This is a genomic window from Peribacillus sp. NPDC056705, assembly GCF_043656335.1.
Map to the genome: position 1 here is coordinate 57,602 of NZ_JBHTYI010000014.1, position 17,814 is coordinate 75,415.

The window sequence follows — 17,814 nt, forward strand, 5'->3', positions numbered from 1 at the left end:
TCAATTTTTATTAAAGCAAACATTAACGAATAGGTAAAAGGACCACACATATTAGACATATCAAAAATGTGTGGTCCTTTTAATATTAAAGGTCAAACTTACCATACTAAAATATAACATGTGATCGTTTATCAATCTGGATATTTTGAATTTGCTATCTATACACATTCAATTATTTCTCTTTTTGTATGTCTTCCCAAGGTTCAAATGAAAAGGGAATTCCAATCATTTTAGCAGTCAATTCATCATAGGAAACTAAATCTTTTTTTGACAACTCCTTTAAGGAACGTTTCCCCATCGCTCTTAATGCCATTTTCATTTCTTCTATACTTGCTGTAAAGAATTTCTCTGCTGCTTTTACTCCATCTTCTATCTTAAATTGATCCTTGAATTTACCTTGATTCCAAACAACTTGTGTAGGTGGTTCAAAGGGAAGAGCATTCAATGCTTGACTATGTGAGACAGCAAATAATATGGCAGATCCTACATAAACAGCATCAGCACCGAGTGCAAGTACTTTTAAAAAGTGCCCAGGTACTAATAGCCCTCCTGATACAATTAAACTAATTTGTCCCTTCATCTTTCTCTTTTCTAAATGATTAACAGCCCGGACAACTGCATGCAATGTTGGTATTCCCATGTCATCGGATAAAATGGGGGGGGCACCGTGTGTGGCTGCTTGGCCGCCGTCAATCGTAATGAAATCAACACCGAGTTCAATTAAATGATCTATATCATCTTCGATTTTTCCACCTGCCCCTATTTTTATACCAATGGGAACACCACCAGTTATGCTCCGAAGTTCATTAACAAGATTTTTAATATCTTTCAATGTTTGATTTTCAAAAAAATGTTCAAAAATGACTCCATCCTCATTTTCTTTAAGCCCCATCACTTCACGAGCCCTACCTGTTAAATTTTCGGGTGAAATTTTTCCACCCATCCCAACTAGTGCGCCTTGTCCTAACTTAATTTCAATCATGTCGGCACGCTTAATAAGCTCTTCTTCCTTTGACCATTCTGTTTTTGAAAACTGTAAAATATATTTTCCTGCTTTATCTAATTCTTCAGGTATAACTCCGCCTTCTCCGGAATTAATCGCGGTTCCTACGTTTTTTGCTGCTTCTGCCAAAGATAGCCTTGTTTGTTCACTAAGTGCAATACCATAGGCCATCCCTGTAATCATAAGAGGAATTTTTATTTTCATTGGTTTTTTTGCTTTTGGTCCAATGGTCACCTTAACATCAACGTCTTCTTCACCATCAATAGGAAATGGTGTCGTTTGTGCAGGGATAAAGGTAATTGGATCCAAATGCGGCCATTTTTTTGAAGAGCCAAGTGGTCGATGCAGGACGTCGCCTGTTTCTGCACGTAAGCTATTTTCAAGCATATTTTGAACTCCCATATGCCTTAGTCCTGGCATCAACTCCATAATATTTTCTTGATAGCTGTCGGTTAAAATGATTTTCCCCATTTTCTTAACTAAACGTTTCATAATCCAACGCCAACCAATAAGCATGAATAAAAATAGGACAAATATTATTGCAACCATTACAAAAGATAAATAAGATAGAATGTTCGACATATTCACTTCTCCACATAATCAAATTAATTTAACAGCTCAATATCCTTGCTGTTTTCAAAAAAAGGAAAGTTTGTTATAGGGTGAAAGTCATTGCAGAGAGCAATTGAAAATACAAGTCACATCAAATGATTTTCTGGGCTTTTTTCAGCCCTTAACTAAGTAGATATAAAGGAGATACTTTTCATGAACTTACTAGATGATAACGCTCACCGTCCTTGGCCAATACCTTCAAAAAAGTGGATTATGCAACAATCTTGGAGAAATCTCTTGTTTATCCATTGGCCTATTCCAGCTGAAATACTAAGACCGCATATTCCTCCTCATTTAGAAATTGACACCTTTGATGGATATGCCTGGTTGGGAGTTATTCTCTTCGTTATGGAGGGAATTTATCCTCGTGGATTGTCATCTGTATCATTAACCCCTAAATTTTCAGAAATCAATGTAAGGACATATGTTCAATGTGATGGTAAACCCGGTATCTTTTTTATGTCTCTTGACGTTGAGGACTGGGCCTCCTATACAATAGCCAAGAAATGGTTTCGTTTGCCCTATTATTCTGCACAAATTTCTTTAGAAAAAAAAGGACAAACCTTTCATTGTCAAAGTATTCGTAAAGGAAAAACAAATACTCCAATTAGATTTAATGCAAAGTACGCTCCAATACCAGTAGTCCACTTTCCTAAAAAAGGAAATTTAGACCATTGGCTCACAGAGAGATATTGCTTGTATAGTACGGATAATGGAGTCAATATCTATTGCGGAGAAATACACCACCGTCCTTGGCCGCTACAAAAAGTAGAGGCAGAAATATGTACGAATACACTTTTTACTCCCTTTAATTTTGACCTTACTGAAGTCAAACCGCTTTTTCATTTCTCTAAAGGTGTTGATACACTTATATGGAATATTAAGAAAACACGGTTCCAGTGTAAAAAGATTCCTTGAACTATTCATTTCTTTCTAATTCGAGGATTAAGAAACTTCACTTAACTTCAATACTCAATATCCCTCACATCTAAAACTTAAATGTGATCGGAATGCAAATAATGAAGAATCCATTTTATTTAATGAGTAATCCCTTAATGGTCGTTTTGATATTATAAAATAGCCCTTAGCGTGTAAGTAATTTTGAACCCTAACGCAAAATACAAACAAGAACAAGTATCTGGGATGACTCTTTTCGGAGGAGTTATTGCAGTCTTTGGAGCTATTTTAGCAAGTTTAGAATATGAACACCTATTTCAATACCAAGTAGCCCCATATTGATAGAGGACAGCACTCGCTTCCCTTATTATGTTTCTAAATCATTATCAATGGCTAATGGGAATAGAAGAAGAACAGGGTTTTGTTGTAGAGGTCGTCAATCACAAATATGATTTTAAAGCTATCGTAAGAATCATCCAAGAGAACATAAAGGCTTTATAAAAAGATTCGAATTTCATCTAGCATTCAAGCAGAATATAAAGTTGAAGATATGCTACAAATGCATGTCGAGCTTTAGATTACAATCAGTAATAATTCGAAAAAGGGGGAACAAGTCGACTGGATCACTTATCATCCTGAAAATTGTAAATTTAAGTCTAACCATTTTCGAAGAACTTTTTAAATATACTTCTCTGTGATTATCTGGTCTTCTTCAAATTCTCTCACACGGCGCGTCAGTATTGCTTTTGAAATACCGGGTAACAACATCTGAATTTCATTAATCATCTTGTTCTTTTAGACATCTTCATCTAGAGTAGATGCATATATGATATAGAGGTGAAGAGATGGCATTTAGGCTATTACGGTATTTTATTTTTTTTCTTGGTTTAACTTTATTTGGATTAGGGAATGCGATTGCGGTAAATGTTCAATCCTTGGGGCTGCACCCATGGGAAGTTTTAAACGTCGCTCTGTTCCAGCGGTTCGGGTTCACGATTGGGACGTGGAGTGTCATGTGTGGTTTAGTACTTGTGCTGATCGCCTTTGTAGTTGATAGGAAGTATATTAGTATTGGTACCTTTCTAAATGCCTTATCAATAGGACCAATCATGGATTTTTTCTTACATCTCAACATTCTTCCTCATGAAACGGAGCAATTATGGTTGAATTTACTCATCTTGTTGATGGGTATCATCATATCCGGCATTGGCGGAGGAATTTATGTGGCTGCTGGAATCGGGGCAGGTCCTCGAGATGGCTTCATGCTAACCGTTTCGGAAAAAACCGGGTTATCGGTCAGCCTGGCAAGAATCGTTGTCGAGAGCCTCATCTTGATATTCGGGTTCGTCCTTGGAGGTCCAGTGTTTATTATGACGTTTGCATATACCTTTATTCAAAGCCCGATCTTTCAGTTTTCCATGAAGCTGATGCGTTCCTATATCGCTAGTTTGGAGAAGAAGCAAAAGGGACAATTTGAGCTTCCATTATAAATTGGAAAGTGGATTAAAAAATGATACAGATATTGATGTACGAATATTTGCTGAGATGATTATCGAAAAACTCAACTATACAGATGAAGATTTTTTAAAGGGATTTGGGTTTTGATAAAAGAGTCAGTTTTTCTTTTCAAGACCACATTTATCACATTAATGAACATTCTAACCAATGGCATCTCTCAGATTTGAATTCGATTTACAATCGTATTGTACAACGGAGGAGCTACTACAACAGGCAATATTGGATGGAAAGCCATTAGAGGAAATATGGAGTAATGTGAAAATATTATAGTGTGCTATATAACTAACGGGTGACCGCGACCAATATGAGCGAGCAAAAAATGAAGGAATCCTCATAAGAGAAGAAGAAGTCTAGTCAGAAAATAAATAATTCCCTATCAAAAAACCACACATCACGGTGTGGTTTTTCATTTTTCTTCCTTTTATGCTCCTTTTACATCCATTCCCTTCATCATCGAACGGTCTTGGAGGCTTTCGGAACGCATGCTATATGCCACAAGCTTCTTCTTGTCCTGTTTTACGACATCCACATGGTCGCCGTACACGAACACCAATAACCGAATCTCTCTTTTGCCTTTTTTCGTATCGATGACCAATGGCTTCACACCGCTCTTTGGGAGTAAAAACAAGGACTCGTTTCCTGGAAATATATGATTTTTCTTCAAAACCATCGCTTGGTTAACATCCTGAATCACTTGGTTCTTCTCTTCCCCTTCCAATCGTTTTCCGTCCATCGTAATCACGGTATCCCCGTCACTAAGTGTTGGATGCATCTTAAATTTATTCAAAAGCCAATTGACGACATCGGTTGGAAGGCAGGTAACAACTAGTTTAAATATCGATAAAATAATGGTCAAAATCAAAACGGGTCCTGTCATTTTTTCATCATCTCCGTATGTTATAAATGTCTCATTATAAACAGCTGCCTCTATATTACCAAAAAGAATGGACATTTTTTCTTCGGAAATATGTCCATTCTCGTAACGTTTTCCTTTTGGGGCGTGGGTATAAACTAACGGACAGGGGTTGCTGCCACAGCCTTTTTTCTTATGGCGCTAACGGGGCAGGTTAGTAACATAAGTTAAACTTATGAATCTGTATAAATAACCCACGATTTTATTTATGTATCATATTTGATATGTTAAAGAAAAGAAAGGGGATTTGAAGTGAGAATTTTTGATGCACATTTTCATATTATTGATTTTGATTTTCCAATCATCGAAAACCAAGGATATTTGCCACCCAGCTATGTTGTAGAAGATTATCAAAATGAAACTGCTGATTTGAATGTATTAGGTGGTGCGATTGTATCTGGGTCATTCCAAGGCTTTGACCAAGAATATTTATTGAAGGCACTTAAACAAATGGGATCAACATTTTGTGGCGTCACACAATTACCTTTTACGGTGAAGGACGAAGAGATTATAAGTTTAAATAAAAATGGGGTAAAAGCATTACGTTTTAATATAAAAAGAGGCGGTTCAGAAGATTTATCGAAGCTCGATTACTTTGCTAGGAGAGTTTATGATTTAGTAGGGTGGCATAGCGAGCTTTATATTGATTCAAAAGCGTTACCCGAAATTGCATCAACTATTGAAAAATTACCTGCGATATCAATTGACCATTTAGGATTATCTGAAGAAGGATTACCTCATTTATTAAAGCTGGTGAATAAAGGCATTCGAGTTAAAGCCACTGGTTTTGGTCGTGTAGAATTGAATATTGAGAATGCCTTAAACTCAATTTATGATATTAATCCAGACGCTCTTATGTTCGGAACGGATTTGCCATCTACAAGGGCGAAAAGGCACTTTGAGTATGCGGACATTGAATTGATTCAGCGTCTATTTGATGAAAAAGCTACCGAAAAAATATTGTATACGAATGCATTAAAATGGTATTTTAAGTAATTCATCCATAAGATTTAGAATGAAAATTTAAAGTTTGTGAGTGAGTACACTTAAACTAACGGGGCAGGTTAGCTGAATAAGGATAAGTCGAGTAGCAGGTATGAACTGACCCCATAAAGTAAGACAGGAAACTTTCATTTTATTTATATATGGTTTAATCCTATAATTAGGAATAAGAATATAAGTTTATTTTCAAAAATTACAGTCGTAAGTTGGAGGAGATTTCATGACGGATTTCGCTATACGCCTTGCCACCCCTGAGGACCGCAAAGAGATTTTCAATGTTCACCGTCATTCAGTCCGCAACCTCTGCTCAGAGCAATACACGGAAGAGCAGATCAACATGTGGCTGGATGGGAGGGAACCGGACATGTACCTCCCTGCCATAGAACACGGGGAGCTTTGGGTCGCCGTGTCGGACAGGAAAATCCTTGGTTTCGTCGAAGTGGAGGGCAACGAGGTAACCAAACTCTTTGTCTCCGGAGCGGCAGCGGGTTCAGGAGTCGGTAAAGCCTTGATGGTGAAGGTCATCGGGCACATTCGAAAGAATGGGAAGACACGGATCTACTTAGAAGCCACAACCACGGCGCGGGATTTCTATCGCAAATTGGGCTTTGTTGAGACGGGAACAGGCACTTTCTCTCAAGGCGGAGCGGCGGTTTCGTTGGAAATCGTCAAGATGGAACTGGTCTGAATCCGGTGCCGGGCCGACCGTGCAACGAGAATTGCACTCACCAATGACAGTATAAGTAGAAAACCACCAATAGGGTCGCTCTTTAGTAGAATAGCCTCTCGGCATTCCCCGAGGCAGGTGGTGCAAGGATTCCCCTGCACCACCAAAATTGTAATCCTCCCACTTTCGTAGGGGGATTTTACCTCCTAAGTATGTTTCTAAAAAAGACTGTTCTTGCTAAGCTATGGAGTATGTAAAGAAGAAATTTCAAGGCCTAATGAACAATATAAGGACTAAAATAAAAGTCTATTATACCTTTGAAGAGTCAATTAATCCTTCATGTTAGTGGATTGCTTGACTCTTCATTTTCGTTTACCTGCAAGTTTCTTTTCGGAAAAGCAAAGAAATCACGAGATTGTACTTACCCTTTGGCATTGCGCGGGAGCTTATTAGTTGGATTAATTGCTTTTTCCAAGTCTTCTGCTGCGATCACTGGATCTACTGTATTGCTATTAGCTTTTCCCTTTTGACTATTGCCTTTATCACGCTTTTGGCTCATGCTCAGAACCTCCCTCCATGTAGCTTCATTTGTTAAGATGGATTAATAGATGGCGACTTATTCACCAAACGAGAAGGTTCTCGTTTAGTTGTGTATACATCCATATAGGGTTTAATATGTAAATGATGTCAGCTAATGTTGTATAGACAATTCAATGTTTAAACATTACCATCTTTAAATTGTATTGATATTGTGAAATGTTGTACTTAAACAAACAGGTGCGTTAGTTCAATAAGGGAGGTTGCTGAAGCAACCTTTTTGTTATGCAACTAAAGGGGCAGTTAGTTTAATAATTTTGTTAGCAGAGTTTTATTTAACAAAAGGAGGCGATAGCTTGTTTTTATATCATATGGTCATTGAAAATGATAGTGACATAAATATAAGTCCGCAAAGGGTTTTAAAGGAAGGATTAAATCATAGAACAGCAACAAGATGGTATTCAAACAGCGGTAATTTATTTCCAGAATTAACAGAGCGTTTCAGACCTGAAAATTCACCAAAATGGATTGATTTTAAAGTTGCTTTCGGTGCAGATTTGAAACCGTATGAAAAACCTCACTTTCAATTTCCTGTGTTTAGTGATAAAATACTAGCTTTTAACCGAGATATATCAAGTGATTTATTTGCCTATATTGAAGATAAATATGATGGGGACAGAGGGTACTTTGTTGAAGGATTACCTTCAAAGGAAGATTTAATGAAACAGTATTGGGAAAGTATGTACTCTTGATGAGTTTTTGAAATGCAAGCCTTTTAATAACCCTGAAATTTATATTTTTGAAACAGTTCCAGCAATGTTAATTGAGTATATAGAGTAAAATCTTGTTCAACTAACGGGTAGCTTTAGTTCAATAAGGGAGGTTTCTGATGCAGCCTTTTTCTTATGGCACTAACGGGGCAGGTTAGTTCCATAAAGTTTTATAATTTTCTTCGAAAGAATACCTTGCATTATAAAGTAATATAAAATATATTAATTCCAAGAGGTGGAAAAATTGGAGATTAATAAAGAAGTCTTAAAAGGTCACATAGACACGCTCATCCTGTCACTTTTACATAGGAGGGATATGTACGGCTATGAATTAGCCAAAATCGTTCGAGAAAAGAGTGATGATCAATTTGAATTAAAAGAAGGTACACTTTATCTGTCTTTAAAGAGATTAGAAAAGAATGAATGGATTTCTTCTTACTGGGGGGATGAGCAAGGACCAGGTGGAAGAAGAAAATATTACAAACTTACATCAATGGGTGAAGAAGGATTTGAACAAAAGCGTTTGGAATGGGAATTTGTAAGAGATGTGATTGATTCGTTTTTGGATTGGGGGAGAAAAAATGAGAGAAATTGAAACATTTGTTGATTCGGTTTATCAAAATGTTGGTGGAAATAAAAAAGAAATACAAGAATTAAAAGATGAAATGAAAGGTCATTTATTAGAGGCTGTTCACGAGTTAAAATTAGAAGGAAAGTCTGAACAAGAAGCTATTGAAATTTCCATTGAACGTTTCGGCGGAGAAAAAGAAATGCGTTCTATCGTCGGTCAATTATTCAAAGCACAAAAGGTATTTGCCAAACGTGTGCTTCATATAGCATTATCATTTTTTGTTCTTACATCAGTTATCATTGGAGTTTTATGGGCGATGGATGAAGCAGATATGAACGAGAACTGGAGTGTTACTGAAAAAATAATCGGTACAGAAAAAACAGTTGGCATCTTGGAGGGGAAAGAAACGATTTCAGAAGATATGAAAAAAGAAATTGATGCTTTAGTACAAGATAAAAATCAAATTTTAAATCTTCAAGTCTACAAAATGGCTGATGTTAAAAGAGTAACTGAAAGTGGCTCGATTTCATATCACGTAGATGAAGCTACACCAGTTTATCGAATTGGAAAATCACCTTCTGATGAGAAAAATTGGATGTTGATTGATTTAGGTTATGAGGTAAACGATAACAATACATGGTTTGTTCAAATGGAATCAATTAAACTTTTTGCGTTTATACCTTTTGTTTCATTGATCGGTTTTGCGATTTATGCGACTTTGTTTACCATTTGGGCAACAATCAATGCGTATCATCATAAACGATTGAATGTTGGTTGGGTCATTGCTTTTGCTTTCTTGAACGTTGTAGGTTATTTGATTTATTTTTTAGTTGGGAAAAAGGTCACATCTAAAACAATTAGTTGATTTCTTCTTGAAATAAAAAGAATGGTCGCCTTTTTTCTTTTTTCATAAGACAAAAAGATTGTGAAATATTGTACTTAAACTAACGGGTGCGTTAGTTGAACAAGGAGTTGTCTTTAAGGCAGCTTTTTTTTATGCAACGGGGCAGTTTAGTTCAACAAGAAAATTGATTCATAAATGTCACATTAGGCTAAAATTACGACATAAAGAAGTACAATTAATCAGCAGTATATTTGGTTGATTCATCAAATTCTTTAACAGAGAAGGTTAAAAATCTCCATAAAAAAGAAGCTACGATTTCTTTACTCATTAATTCTAGTAATATCACAACTCAATTAACGGTTGATAAAATGAGACAAGGGTATTTATATGAATCATGTTGAATTGTTAAGTAATTGAAGTTATTGGAAAGGTGTGTTAATTTTGGATGTTGAATTAAAATTTTTTTCCGAAAAGGCACTTAAACATATGTTTATTGGAAGTCAATTGGATGGAGTAAAATTTGGTGTTGGACCAGGTGCAATTCTGATTCGATTTATGAATTATAATAATTCTAATAATCAACCAGATGATCTATGGCTAAATATTGAGTCAAAATGGAATGTTTTTTCTTCAGGAAATAATGATTATCCTAACTCGGAGGATGAAATGAGCGAGTTAACTGAAGAGGATGAATATAATTTAGTCTTTAAATTACGGAGAGAAAAAGTTGTTGACATTAAATTAGGTGAAACTGTTCCGCACCTTTTTATCGTTTTTCAATCTGGTCAAACCTTGTTTGTAAACGGGCATCACAACATGTATGAATGTTGGCAAGCAGGTGACGGTGCTGGATATACTGGTGATAATTGGCTGATAGTTGCAACCCCTGGTGACGATATCGATATTGCTTCTTGGGCTCCTGATGAATTTTAGGAAAGGAGTGAACGACAATTGAACTAACGCATGAGTTAGTTATTAATAAAGACACCTTGAGTGGATTAAAATAACTATTACTTTAGCTCTGTTTGTTATTATTTCATATTTTTTGTATCTCTAATTCTTTTTCTTATGGCACTAACGGGGCAGGTTAGTGGAAGAAGAAAAAGGAATAATGAAAAGTAAAATAAGAAGTTGAGTAACATCACTAGAGGGGAGAAAGTAATATGGTTGATATAGATGACCGAACGGTGTTTGAAAATATCCGCATAGATTTTTGGGTTTGTGATTGTATAACAGAACCGGAGTATATGTATAGTGTTGACGGTGAATATGAAACAACTTTAATTGAATTCTGGAAAAACTACAATCGTTTTCCACTTAAGGTTATCCATAACTTTGTAAGGGAAATGGATGATTTAGATAACGATGATAAAGTGTATAGATACCAAATTGACGAGGTTCATTCGATAGATGAACTAAAACATGTTGGGTGGAAATTAACCTTGGAAGACTTTTTATTCGCTGTTTTCATATAGATTGTTGCTTTCCTAGTTATACTGAACGAAGGTCCGTCCTATATTGGTTTCGATGGATCGAAATTGATAAACTTTTGAACTTTGAAAAACAGGTGGAGGAAATACTTATTTCAGCCTGAAAAAATCAAACGACTTAACTGTTAATGCGTTTAGATGTGCTGTGTAATCAAAAAAGATAGAGAAAATTCTCTACCCTCGGTCTTTATCTTCTTTCTCTTTCAAATAGTTTTCATAAGCCTCTTTTGCTTTGTCTGGTTTTGGTGCATCTTTTGATAACCTTTTATGTATGTCGTTTAAAAGATAAAGCCCTCTAAATAGTGCGCCAGCAACTATCCCAAAAGCAAGGAAGCCACCAACCAAAGGTCCCATCATAAGCAATAGATAACCTAATATAACAGATAAAATAATTGATATTAACAAATACAAAGTAAATTCCCCTTTATTCTATTTATCAGTAAATAAACTTAACCTATTATTACCATAATTATATCACATCTAAAAAATCATTAAAAAAACAACAAAGTTTACGAAAACAGCCTTTTTATTACTAATTCGTCAAAGGAAATATGATTTAAGAAAATTGATAGAGAAACATTAAAGGGTAAAATTCCGGCACAGTGCCCTCTATTCGAATTAGGTCCAGGCGATACTCTAACAGAAGTGATTATACACGGACATTCTTTTTTAGTTGGTACAAATGACTCTAATTTATCCACGAAAGAACAAGTCAAAAAAATTGTACTATCCTGAAAGCTATTCATAACTTTCGTTTTTGAACTAACGGGTGCGTTAGCTTTAGATCAAGCTGTCTTTAAGGCAGCCTTTTCTTTATGCAACAGTTGAATTGAAGAAGATGGTAAAATTAATAGCAAAGTAATTCTTGTGGGGAGGGTTATATGGAGCAAGTAAATTTTTTTGACAACAGTCTTTTTTACGAAAAGGTAAAGAAAACTTTCTACTTACACAAAAAGTTAATCAAAGAACATTTGCCAGAAGCTGATGTCCAGCACGTTGGAAGTACAGCTGTCCCTAATTGCCTTACAAAGGGTGATTTAGATATACAAGTGCGTGTTACTACTGAACAATTCCCAATGGCAGTTCAGACACTTTCAGCCTTATATGAACTAAATGAAGGTAGTGTCAAAACCGACAGTTTCAGGGCATTTAAAGATGATTCAACCGTTCCTCCTCTCGGTGTGCAATTAAATGTAATTAATTCTGAATTTGATTTCTTTTGGAAGTTCCGAGATGTTTTATTAATAAATGATAAATATCGAAAGGAATACGATGATTTAAAGAGGAATTACGAAGGAAAAGAAATGGATGAGTACAGGGAAGCCAAAAATGAGTTTTTTCAAAGAATTATTGAAACACCAGAGTTTAAAAAACTGTGATCCTTAATTAACTAACGGGTGCGTTCGTATTATAAGGTTAGCCAGTTTTTACTGGTTGACCTTTTTTAAATAGAATCTATTATATCAGTAGCCAGGGTAGGACGTACGGGTGCGTGGGACTTGATCCCGTGAACTAAACAGTCCGCCCCCTACTTGTAGAAACATGTTTGAGGCTGGTTGGGACGAAGATCTCGTATAACAAGCGAAGCTATGACACTACATGGAGGACTAGGGGTACTGGTTAGTAAGTAGAGGAGGAAAAAACAATGAATCCAGTTGTTGGTCTGGATGTGGTAAAAGGAGAGAGCCAAGTTCAGGCATTTTTAGACCAATCTAAACCGTATGGGAAGAGCTTTTCAATGAAGCATACCAAAGAGGAGTTAGAACATTTTTTAGAATTTCTAAAAGAAATTGAAGAGGTGACAGGGCAGATGCCTATGGTCATTTTAGAATCTACAGGGCATTACCATCTCCCGTTATTCAATTCTTGGAGGATCAAGAGATTCTATATATCTTACTAAATCCGATTATTTCTTATCAGGCAAAGAAGTCCAGTTTACGGAAGGTAAAAACAGACGCTATCGATGCGTACCAGTTGTGTGTACTGTATTACAAGGAGGATTTAGAACCTCATAAAATGAGAGGAATTCAGCTATTAGACCTTCGGAATTTGTCCAGACAACAGGAAATTGTAACGAATATATATGTGGAAGCTAAACTTCAGTTTCACACCATTTAAGATCAAGTGTTTCCTGAATACCGGAAGGTTTTTGGGGATCTATATTCGAAGGTTTCTTTATTGATGTTAAAGGAATATCCTACTTCAGAGGCGGTATTAACAGCCGGAGAAAGTAGACTGGCAGAGAGTGTTATAGAGTTCTGTCCTAGCAGATCGGGTGAATGGGCATGGGGAAAAGCAAAAAAAATAATGGATTCCGCATCTAGAAATCCATTCCAAAAAAACGTGTATGAAAGTCACGTAATCAATCTTCGTATGTATATTGAGTTGCTTTTTCATTACCAGGGACACCTTTCTGATTTGGAAGATCGTATAGTGGCCCTGGCAAATGAACTGGAAGAATATAAGATCATCCAATTGATTCCCGGTATCGGAGAAAAAATCGCAGCCACGATTATCCCTGAAATTGGTGAAATCGATCGGTTTAATCATCCGAAAAAACTGGTGGCCTTCGCTGGAGTGGATCCAAGTGTTCACTCATCGGGTAAGTTTACGGCAACCATTAATCGTATTACTAAAAGGGGTTCGAGCAGACTACGTCATTCTCTGTATCTTGCCGTGCTATACGGCATAAGGAGTTCAAGGAACAAAAAGCTTAAAGCTTTCTTTGATAAGAAAAAATCGGAAGGAAAGCCAGCCAAAGTGGCGATCGTTGCCTGTATGAATAAACTTATTCATTGGGTTTACGCTTTATTAAAGAGAAAAGAAGCATTCCTAGATTTATCCTGATTAACGGTTTTGTGAAACAGAGAAAAATCCTTCCAAAAGGGTTTTGAAGGGTTATTTGGCATGGCCAAAAATAGTATATCATAAGGGAAATGAAAATATTAGAGAAAGATATTGACATCCTATTAGCTGGTTACTTCATTACCAGGAGCTGATCAGCAGCTCCTTTTCTTATGCAATTATAGGGGCAGGATATTTGAAAAAGAGGTATTTTCAAATAGTTAAAAATATTACTTTATAGATAATTAAGTTGTTTAGTTTTGTTTTAGAAATGCAGTGCCCATCTTGTGATGGGAGGTTATTAAAGCTGTCTACTTTAAACAATATTTTAGGAATAATAAAGCTATTTATTTTCAGAAAAAGAATCATATTTTAGTACCAATTCATAAAAAATTAAAATCTAAATCATCTAAGTGTATACATCTAATATCACTCATTCGTTGTATAAGTATAGGGAGGACAAAAGATGAAAAAAGAAAATGTATTAACCTCCTACCTTATCAATTTAGGAGAGGAAGTGTTCAAGCTATTACTAGCGAGAGGAGCCAAAAAAGAAGATGCAGAAGATATAATTCAAAACACCTACTACAAAATTTACACGCTATTGGATAAATTAACAGAGAGCAATATACGTCCTTGGTTTTTTAGAGTATCACTTAATCAATATATTGATTTGAAAAGGAAAAAGGAGCAGCAGAACATTTACTTAACTGAGGGAATTTATTCCAAGCTATCACACATCGATTGCGATTTTGATACGGTTTTAAATAAAGATGAGATTTTTTATTTATTAAAAGACATAAAAAAAGAATACAAAGAAATTTTCTTTTTAAAGTATTACTATGATTTTTCATATGAAGAAATTGCAACTATTTTGGATATTCAAGTAGACAGTGTAAAGCAAAAATTATATCGTGCACGTAAATTTATTCACTCAAAATTAGGAGGACCATATTGATGGAATCTTCGTTAAATGATGCTTTAAAAAAGGCTAAACGAAAACATCTACTAAAAATTATCATCACTTCAATTATTGTAGTACTAATTCTCTTACCTATCTTTTATAAAACAGGTAACTACTTTGCAGCGAAAAGCTCTACAAAGCTTCACGGAAAGCTTTTTTTACATAATGCCATTGCTGAACCTAATATTCAGATCGACTCTCAAGTAACCAGTAATTCATCGATGTTTGGGGGTAACATTATTACAAACCGTTCTAAGAATATTAATGGTTATGTAGTTCAATGGAGCACTCTTACAAGTTCATATGATTGGTTTCGAGTCAATATTGACACGAACGAGTTAGTACCAGGATTTCATTGGTCTGATACAGAGTTCTATGAGTATGATAAACAGACAAAGAGTAAATCAGCAACATTTTATCATCCATCCATAAAAAAATACTATAATGGTGTACAAAATGAATTAGGGGAAATTTCGGAAATGGAGTACCACGTTGCAGAAGTTGCCATTTCCTTTGATAAACCATACACGTTACAGGAAATACAAGCAAAAATCCCTGATAATTTAAACATCGTATGGTTGTATTTGGCTTCTCCAATTAGGGATGAAAGCAAGGGGCCAGCTGGTATGCCAGTTTATGGGTTTGAACTTTCCGACACCCCTAAAGAATCATATTCAAGCTTTGTCGATGGTCTTAAAGAGTATGATTCAAATGGGGATGATGAAACAATTCAAGAATTTTTAAAGGTAAATAAAAATAAGCAGTTCGGTGAAGTGAAAATTTTAGGGGTAATGCTCACTGGAAAAACAAACAATTTCAAAGCCTTAGAGAATCAAAATTTTATCCGCGGTGCTTCAGTAGGTGCCACTGCACAAATCGTTCCTTATATTAAACCTGAAAAATAATATGCAAGAGACCCAATAAAAATTATGTTCTTAATTAACTAAATGGAGAAAGTTTAAGCTTAAGACTGCTAATTAGCAGTGTTTTTTGTTATGAAGCTAACGGTACAGTGTTCTTGGAAAGAGTGCTAATGAGATTTGATCTATTTTAATACATAGAAAACACAGTTTGTGAATAGATGTACTTAAACTAACGGGTGCGTTAGCTGAAGATCAAAGCTGTCATTAAGGCAGCTTTTTCTTATGGAACTAACGGGGCAGGTTAGGCTAAAAAAGTTACGATAAAAAAGCGAGCCTTTTTACCAAGGGCTCGCTTTTTACATTTGTTTTTTTTGATTTAGGATACAAAACTAATTAATAAAGAAGATATTATTACGACAGAACAAATACTTAGAACAATAAACGGAAATCTAGATTTACTGTTAAAAGTTGCATAAGCCAATACAGAGGTAAAAAATAAAAATACTACTTGCATCCAAATAGGCTGTTCAAAAGGTCCAGTACGTAACAAAATAGTTATAGCCAATATAGCAGCAATTATTATTATAAAAAACGAAACCTTTTTCCCTTTCATTTTTATCACCTCCTATATATTTTATGCGCAAGGTCTTGTGCCGTAATACCAACTTCCAGTTTTGCTATAAGATTTACTGAATTTTTTTCCAGCTAAAGTGAAATTAATTTTTGGATTTTGATATCTATATTGATACAAATTTTCACATCCGGTAAATTTTTTGGAACCACTTCTATAATTATCAACTTTAAGAGTACCACTCATTAATTTTGAAGAGAAATAAGTTCCTAGTCCAACAACACCTAACCATGCGCCAATTGTACCAGCATAATCTGTTTTAGCAAACTTAAAACCAGTAAGAAAAGCAGCAGCAAGTACACCGCCAACGACTGTTACTATAGCATTTAAAGAATTTACATGTTTGTTTAAACTAAGAGTGGTAGTAGACATATACTTAGGTGAACTTGAAGTAGCCATTATAGAAGAAACAGTAACTCCTGAATTTACTAATTCTGGTTCTATTGATTCATCAATCTTTAATTCGCCTTTTTCACCATTCAATAAAAAATAATCATCGCCTTTATGATAAACAAATTCTTGTATATCGCCTGTAGATGATTCACTAGTTACTTCAACAGTATCATTTTCAACTGTTTCAATTGTGGAAAGAACAATTTCATTGTCAGTTTCTGTTTCAATAACTATCTTTTCTTCTGTTGATTCTAATACATTTACTGATAAATCTTGATTATCTTTAGTTGAAGCATTAACAGTAATTGGTCCTATACTTCCTAATATAAGTGATGCAGCAAGGATGAACGACAAAGGTTTTTTATACATTAATTAGGCACTCCCTTTTTTAAAATGTAAAGATTAAATTTTCATATTTAATAGAAATAGATATTTACACTATAATTATTTTAAAAATGCTATTAAACTAAATACAAAAGAAATATTAACTAAAATATTTTTGATGAGCTCCTCACTACTAGATATTCAACACACATTGGTAATTATGGACAATTCAGGATATAATTTCAATGATTATTTTTAAATAATTAAAAAATGAAGACAAGATGAAAAGAAAAATTACAAGTTATGGAGTTTCAGATACAATGAGCGATGAATAAAAAAGGAGTCTTTTTTCGTAATGAGGGTTAAAAAGAAAGAATTGCAAACACCTATCTGCGATTCATAAAATCGGGGCTTGTAAGTACATTTCTTAATTATCCATCAAAAAAGTGGTGAAAGTTTAATTCCAAAACTCCCACCACTTTTTTTATTTTCTTCTTCTTTAGCAGCTGCTATTTCTAATATTTTTTCTTCTAATCTCTTATTCATTTGAGTAGTTAGAAGACGATTTCTTTTTTCTACAGCATCATTCATCTTCATTTCAAAACCCTGAAACATGATTTCTCTTTCCTCTTCTATAGCCTTCTTGACTGTTTTATGATTAAGTTTTTCCAATTCACTCTTTGATAAACGGATTTCACAGCGTTTTTCCCCTCTAAATCCATTGATACAACGGCTTTAATCCCGTCTGCAAAAACTACATTATTAGAAAGTGATTTTTTGAGTTCTCTAAGCGCTTTAAAATCGCGTTCATAATAAATTCGATGTTTTTTTTCATTTCGATCAAAAGTATATCCTATTAGTGTGTTGTATAACTTGTGTTCAACAATCGGTCCATTTAACGGAATAACTTATTAAGTGGTGAAAAGTTTGGGGAGAAGATATTACCAAGGGAAGTTTTTATTTCTCAAAAT

Annotated in this window: 20 protein-coding genes and 1 pseudogene; 13 read left to right on the forward strand and 8 right to left on the reverse strand. The window is 35.0% G+C overall.

Going from position 1 to position 17,814, the window contains the following annotated elements:
* Nucleotides 1-172: 172 nt before the first annotated feature.
* Nucleotides 173-1,585 (reverse strand): FMN-binding glutamate synthase family protein, encoded by a 1,413-nt coding sequence (locus ACFRAK_RS17215; protein WP_387706494.1) that lies wholly within the window; start codon nt 1,583-1,585, stop codon nt 173-175.
* Between the two features lie 183 nt (nt 1,586-1,768).
* Here ACFRAK_RS17215 and ACFRAK_RS17220 point away from each other — a divergent pair, with 183 nt between their 5' ends.
* Nucleotides 1,769-2,533, forward strand: coding sequence for a YqjF family protein (locus tag ACFRAK_RS17220; RefSeq protein ID WP_387706492.1), 765 nt, complete (start codon nt 1,769-1,771; stop codon nt 2,531-2,533).
* 657 nt (nt 2,534-3,190) lie between these two features.
* Here ACFRAK_RS17220 and ACFRAK_RS17225 read toward each other — a convergent pair.
* A complete protein-coding gene (locus ACFRAK_RS17225; RefSeq protein WP_387605004.1) occupies nt 3,191-3,298 on the reverse strand; it encodes a winged helix-turn-helix transcriptional regulator in 108 nt (35 codons plus the stop codon).
* A gap of 59 nt (nt 3,299-3,357) precedes the next feature.
* Between ACFRAK_RS17225 and ACFRAK_RS17230 the strand changes: the two genes are divergently transcribed.
* Nucleotides 3,358-4,002 (forward strand): YczE/YyaS/YitT family protein, encoded by a 645-nt coding sequence (locus tag ACFRAK_RS17230; RefSeq protein ID WP_394572145.1) that lies wholly within the window; start codon nt 3,358-3,360, stop codon nt 4,000-4,002.
* Between the two features lie 449 nt (nt 4,003-4,451).
* Here ACFRAK_RS17230 and ACFRAK_RS17235 read toward each other — a convergent pair whose 3' ends face one another.
* Nucleotides 4,452-4,907 (reverse strand): YfmQ family protein, encoded by a 456-nt coding sequence (locus ACFRAK_RS17235; RefSeq protein WP_387605010.1) that lies wholly within the window; start codon nt 4,905-4,907, stop codon nt 4,452-4,454.
* Nucleotides 4,908-5,195: 288 nt separating this feature from the next.
* Here ACFRAK_RS17235 and ACFRAK_RS17240 point away from each other — a divergent pair, with 288 nt between their 5' ends.
* Nucleotides 5,196-5,939, forward strand: coding sequence for an amidohydrolase family protein (locus tag ACFRAK_RS17240; protein WP_387605002.1), 744 nt, complete (start codon nt 5,196-5,198; stop codon nt 5,937-5,939).
* Between the two features lie 226 nt (nt 5,940-6,165).
* Nucleotides 6,166-6,633: a GNAT family N-acetyltransferase gene (locus tag ACFRAK_RS17245; protein ID WP_387602774.1), complete on the forward strand. Its 468-nt coding sequence runs from the start codon at nt 6,166-6,168 to the stop codon at nt 6,631-6,633.
* Between the two features lie 400 nt (nt 6,634-7,033).
* Here the strand turns inward: ACFRAK_RS17245 and ACFRAK_RS17250 are convergent, their stop codons facing one another.
* Nucleotides 7,034-7,171 (reverse strand): hypothetical protein, encoded by a 138-nt coding sequence (locus tag ACFRAK_RS17250; protein WP_169787518.1) that lies wholly within the window; start codon nt 7,169-7,171, stop codon nt 7,034-7,036.
* Nucleotides 7,172-7,412: 241 nt separating this feature from the next.
* Between ACFRAK_RS17250 and ACFRAK_RS17255 the strand changes: the two genes are divergently transcribed.
* The 5 genes from ACFRAK_RS17255 (at nt 7,413) to ACFRAK_RS17275 (ending at nt 10,809) form a co-directional block, all read left to right on the forward strand.
* A complete protein-coding gene (locus tag ACFRAK_RS17255) occupies nt 7,413-7,901 on the forward strand; it encodes a hypothetical protein (RefSeq protein WP_387708356.1) in 489 nt (162 codons plus the stop codon).
* Nucleotides 7,902-8,163: 262 nt separating this feature from the next.
* On the forward strand, nt 8,164-8,514 hold the full coding sequence (locus tag ACFRAK_RS17260; protein ID WP_289338216.1) for a PadR family transcriptional regulator: 351 nt from the start codon (nt 8,164-8,166) through the stop codon (nt 8,512-8,514).
* Entirely contained in the window at nt 8,501-9,355 is an 855-nt protein-coding gene (locus tag ACFRAK_RS17265) for a permease prefix domain 1-containing protein (protein WP_387708353.1), read from the forward strand. Before ACFRAK_RS17260 ends, ACFRAK_RS17265 begins: the two co-directional genes overlap by 14 nt.
* 420 nt (nt 9,356-9,775) lie before the next feature.
* Nucleotides 9,776-10,267, forward strand: coding sequence for a hypothetical protein (locus tag ACFRAK_RS17270; RefSeq protein WP_387602769.1), 492 nt, complete (start codon nt 9,776-9,778; stop codon nt 10,265-10,267).
* A 230-nt stretch (nt 10,268-10,497) separates the two neighbouring features.
* Nucleotides 10,498-10,809 (forward strand): hypothetical protein, encoded by a 312-nt coding sequence (locus ACFRAK_RS17275; protein ID WP_394572146.1) that lies wholly within the window; start codon nt 10,498-10,500, stop codon nt 10,807-10,809.
* A gap of 189 nt (nt 10,810-10,998) precedes the next feature.
* Here the strand turns inward: ACFRAK_RS17275 and ACFRAK_RS17280 are convergent, their stop codons facing one another.
* Nucleotides 10,999-11,235: a hypothetical protein gene (locus ACFRAK_RS17280; RefSeq protein ID WP_394572147.1), complete on the reverse strand. Its 237-nt coding sequence runs from the start codon at nt 11,233-11,235 to the stop codon at nt 10,999-11,001.
* A gap of 470 nt (nt 11,236-11,705) precedes the next feature.
* On the opposite strand from ACFRAK_RS17280, the gene ACFRAK_RS17285 reads away from it, so the two are divergent.
* From ACFRAK_RS17285 to ACFRAK_RS17300, 4 genes and pseudogenes are all read left to right on the forward strand, one after another.
* Nucleotides 11,706-12,203 carry a GrpB family protein gene (locus ACFRAK_RS17285; RefSeq protein ID WP_387708922.1) on the forward strand — a complete coding sequence of 166 codons (498 nt, stop codon included), beginning with the start codon at nt 11,706-11,708 and terminating at the stop codon, nt 12,201-12,203.
* Nucleotides 12,204-12,469: 266 nt separating this feature from the next.
* A pseudogene (locus ACFRAK_RS17290) lies at nt 12,470-13,671 on the forward strand (IS110 family RNA-guided transposase).
* Between the two features lie 463 nt (nt 13,672-14,134).
* Nucleotides 14,135-14,626, forward strand: a complete 492-nt coding sequence (locus tag ACFRAK_RS17295; protein ID WP_387604999.1) for an RNA polymerase sigma factor — start codon at nt 14,135-14,137, stop codon at nt 14,624-14,626.
* Nucleotides 14,626-15,537 carry a sigma factor regulator N-terminal domain-containing protein gene (locus ACFRAK_RS17300; RefSeq protein ID WP_387604998.1) on the forward strand — a complete coding sequence of 304 codons (912 nt, stop codon included), beginning with the start codon at nt 14,626-14,628 and terminating at the stop codon, nt 15,535-15,537. The genes ACFRAK_RS17295 and ACFRAK_RS17300 overlap by 1 nt, the downstream gene beginning before the upstream one ends.
* 334 nt (nt 15,538-15,871) lie before the next feature.
* On the opposite strand, the gene ACFRAK_RS17305 is transcribed toward ACFRAK_RS17300, so the two are convergent.
* From ACFRAK_RS17305 to ACFRAK_RS17315, 3 genes are all read right to left on the reverse strand, one after another.
* On the reverse strand, nt 15,872-16,108 hold the full coding sequence (locus tag ACFRAK_RS17305) for a hypothetical protein (RefSeq protein ID WP_342614601.1): 237 nt from the start codon (nt 16,106-16,108) through the stop codon (nt 15,872-15,874).
* Between the two features lie 21 nt (nt 16,109-16,129).
* Nucleotides 16,130-16,888, reverse strand: coding sequence for a hypothetical protein (locus ACFRAK_RS17310; protein WP_387603195.1), 759 nt, complete (start codon nt 16,886-16,888; stop codon nt 16,130-16,132).
* A gap of 393 nt (nt 16,889-17,281) precedes the next feature.
* On the reverse strand, nt 17,282-17,515 hold the full coding sequence (locus ACFRAK_RS17315) for a hypothetical protein (protein ID WP_387603198.1): 234 nt from the start codon (nt 17,513-17,515) through the stop codon (nt 17,282-17,284).
* Nucleotides 17,516-17,814: the final 299 nt, after the last annotated feature.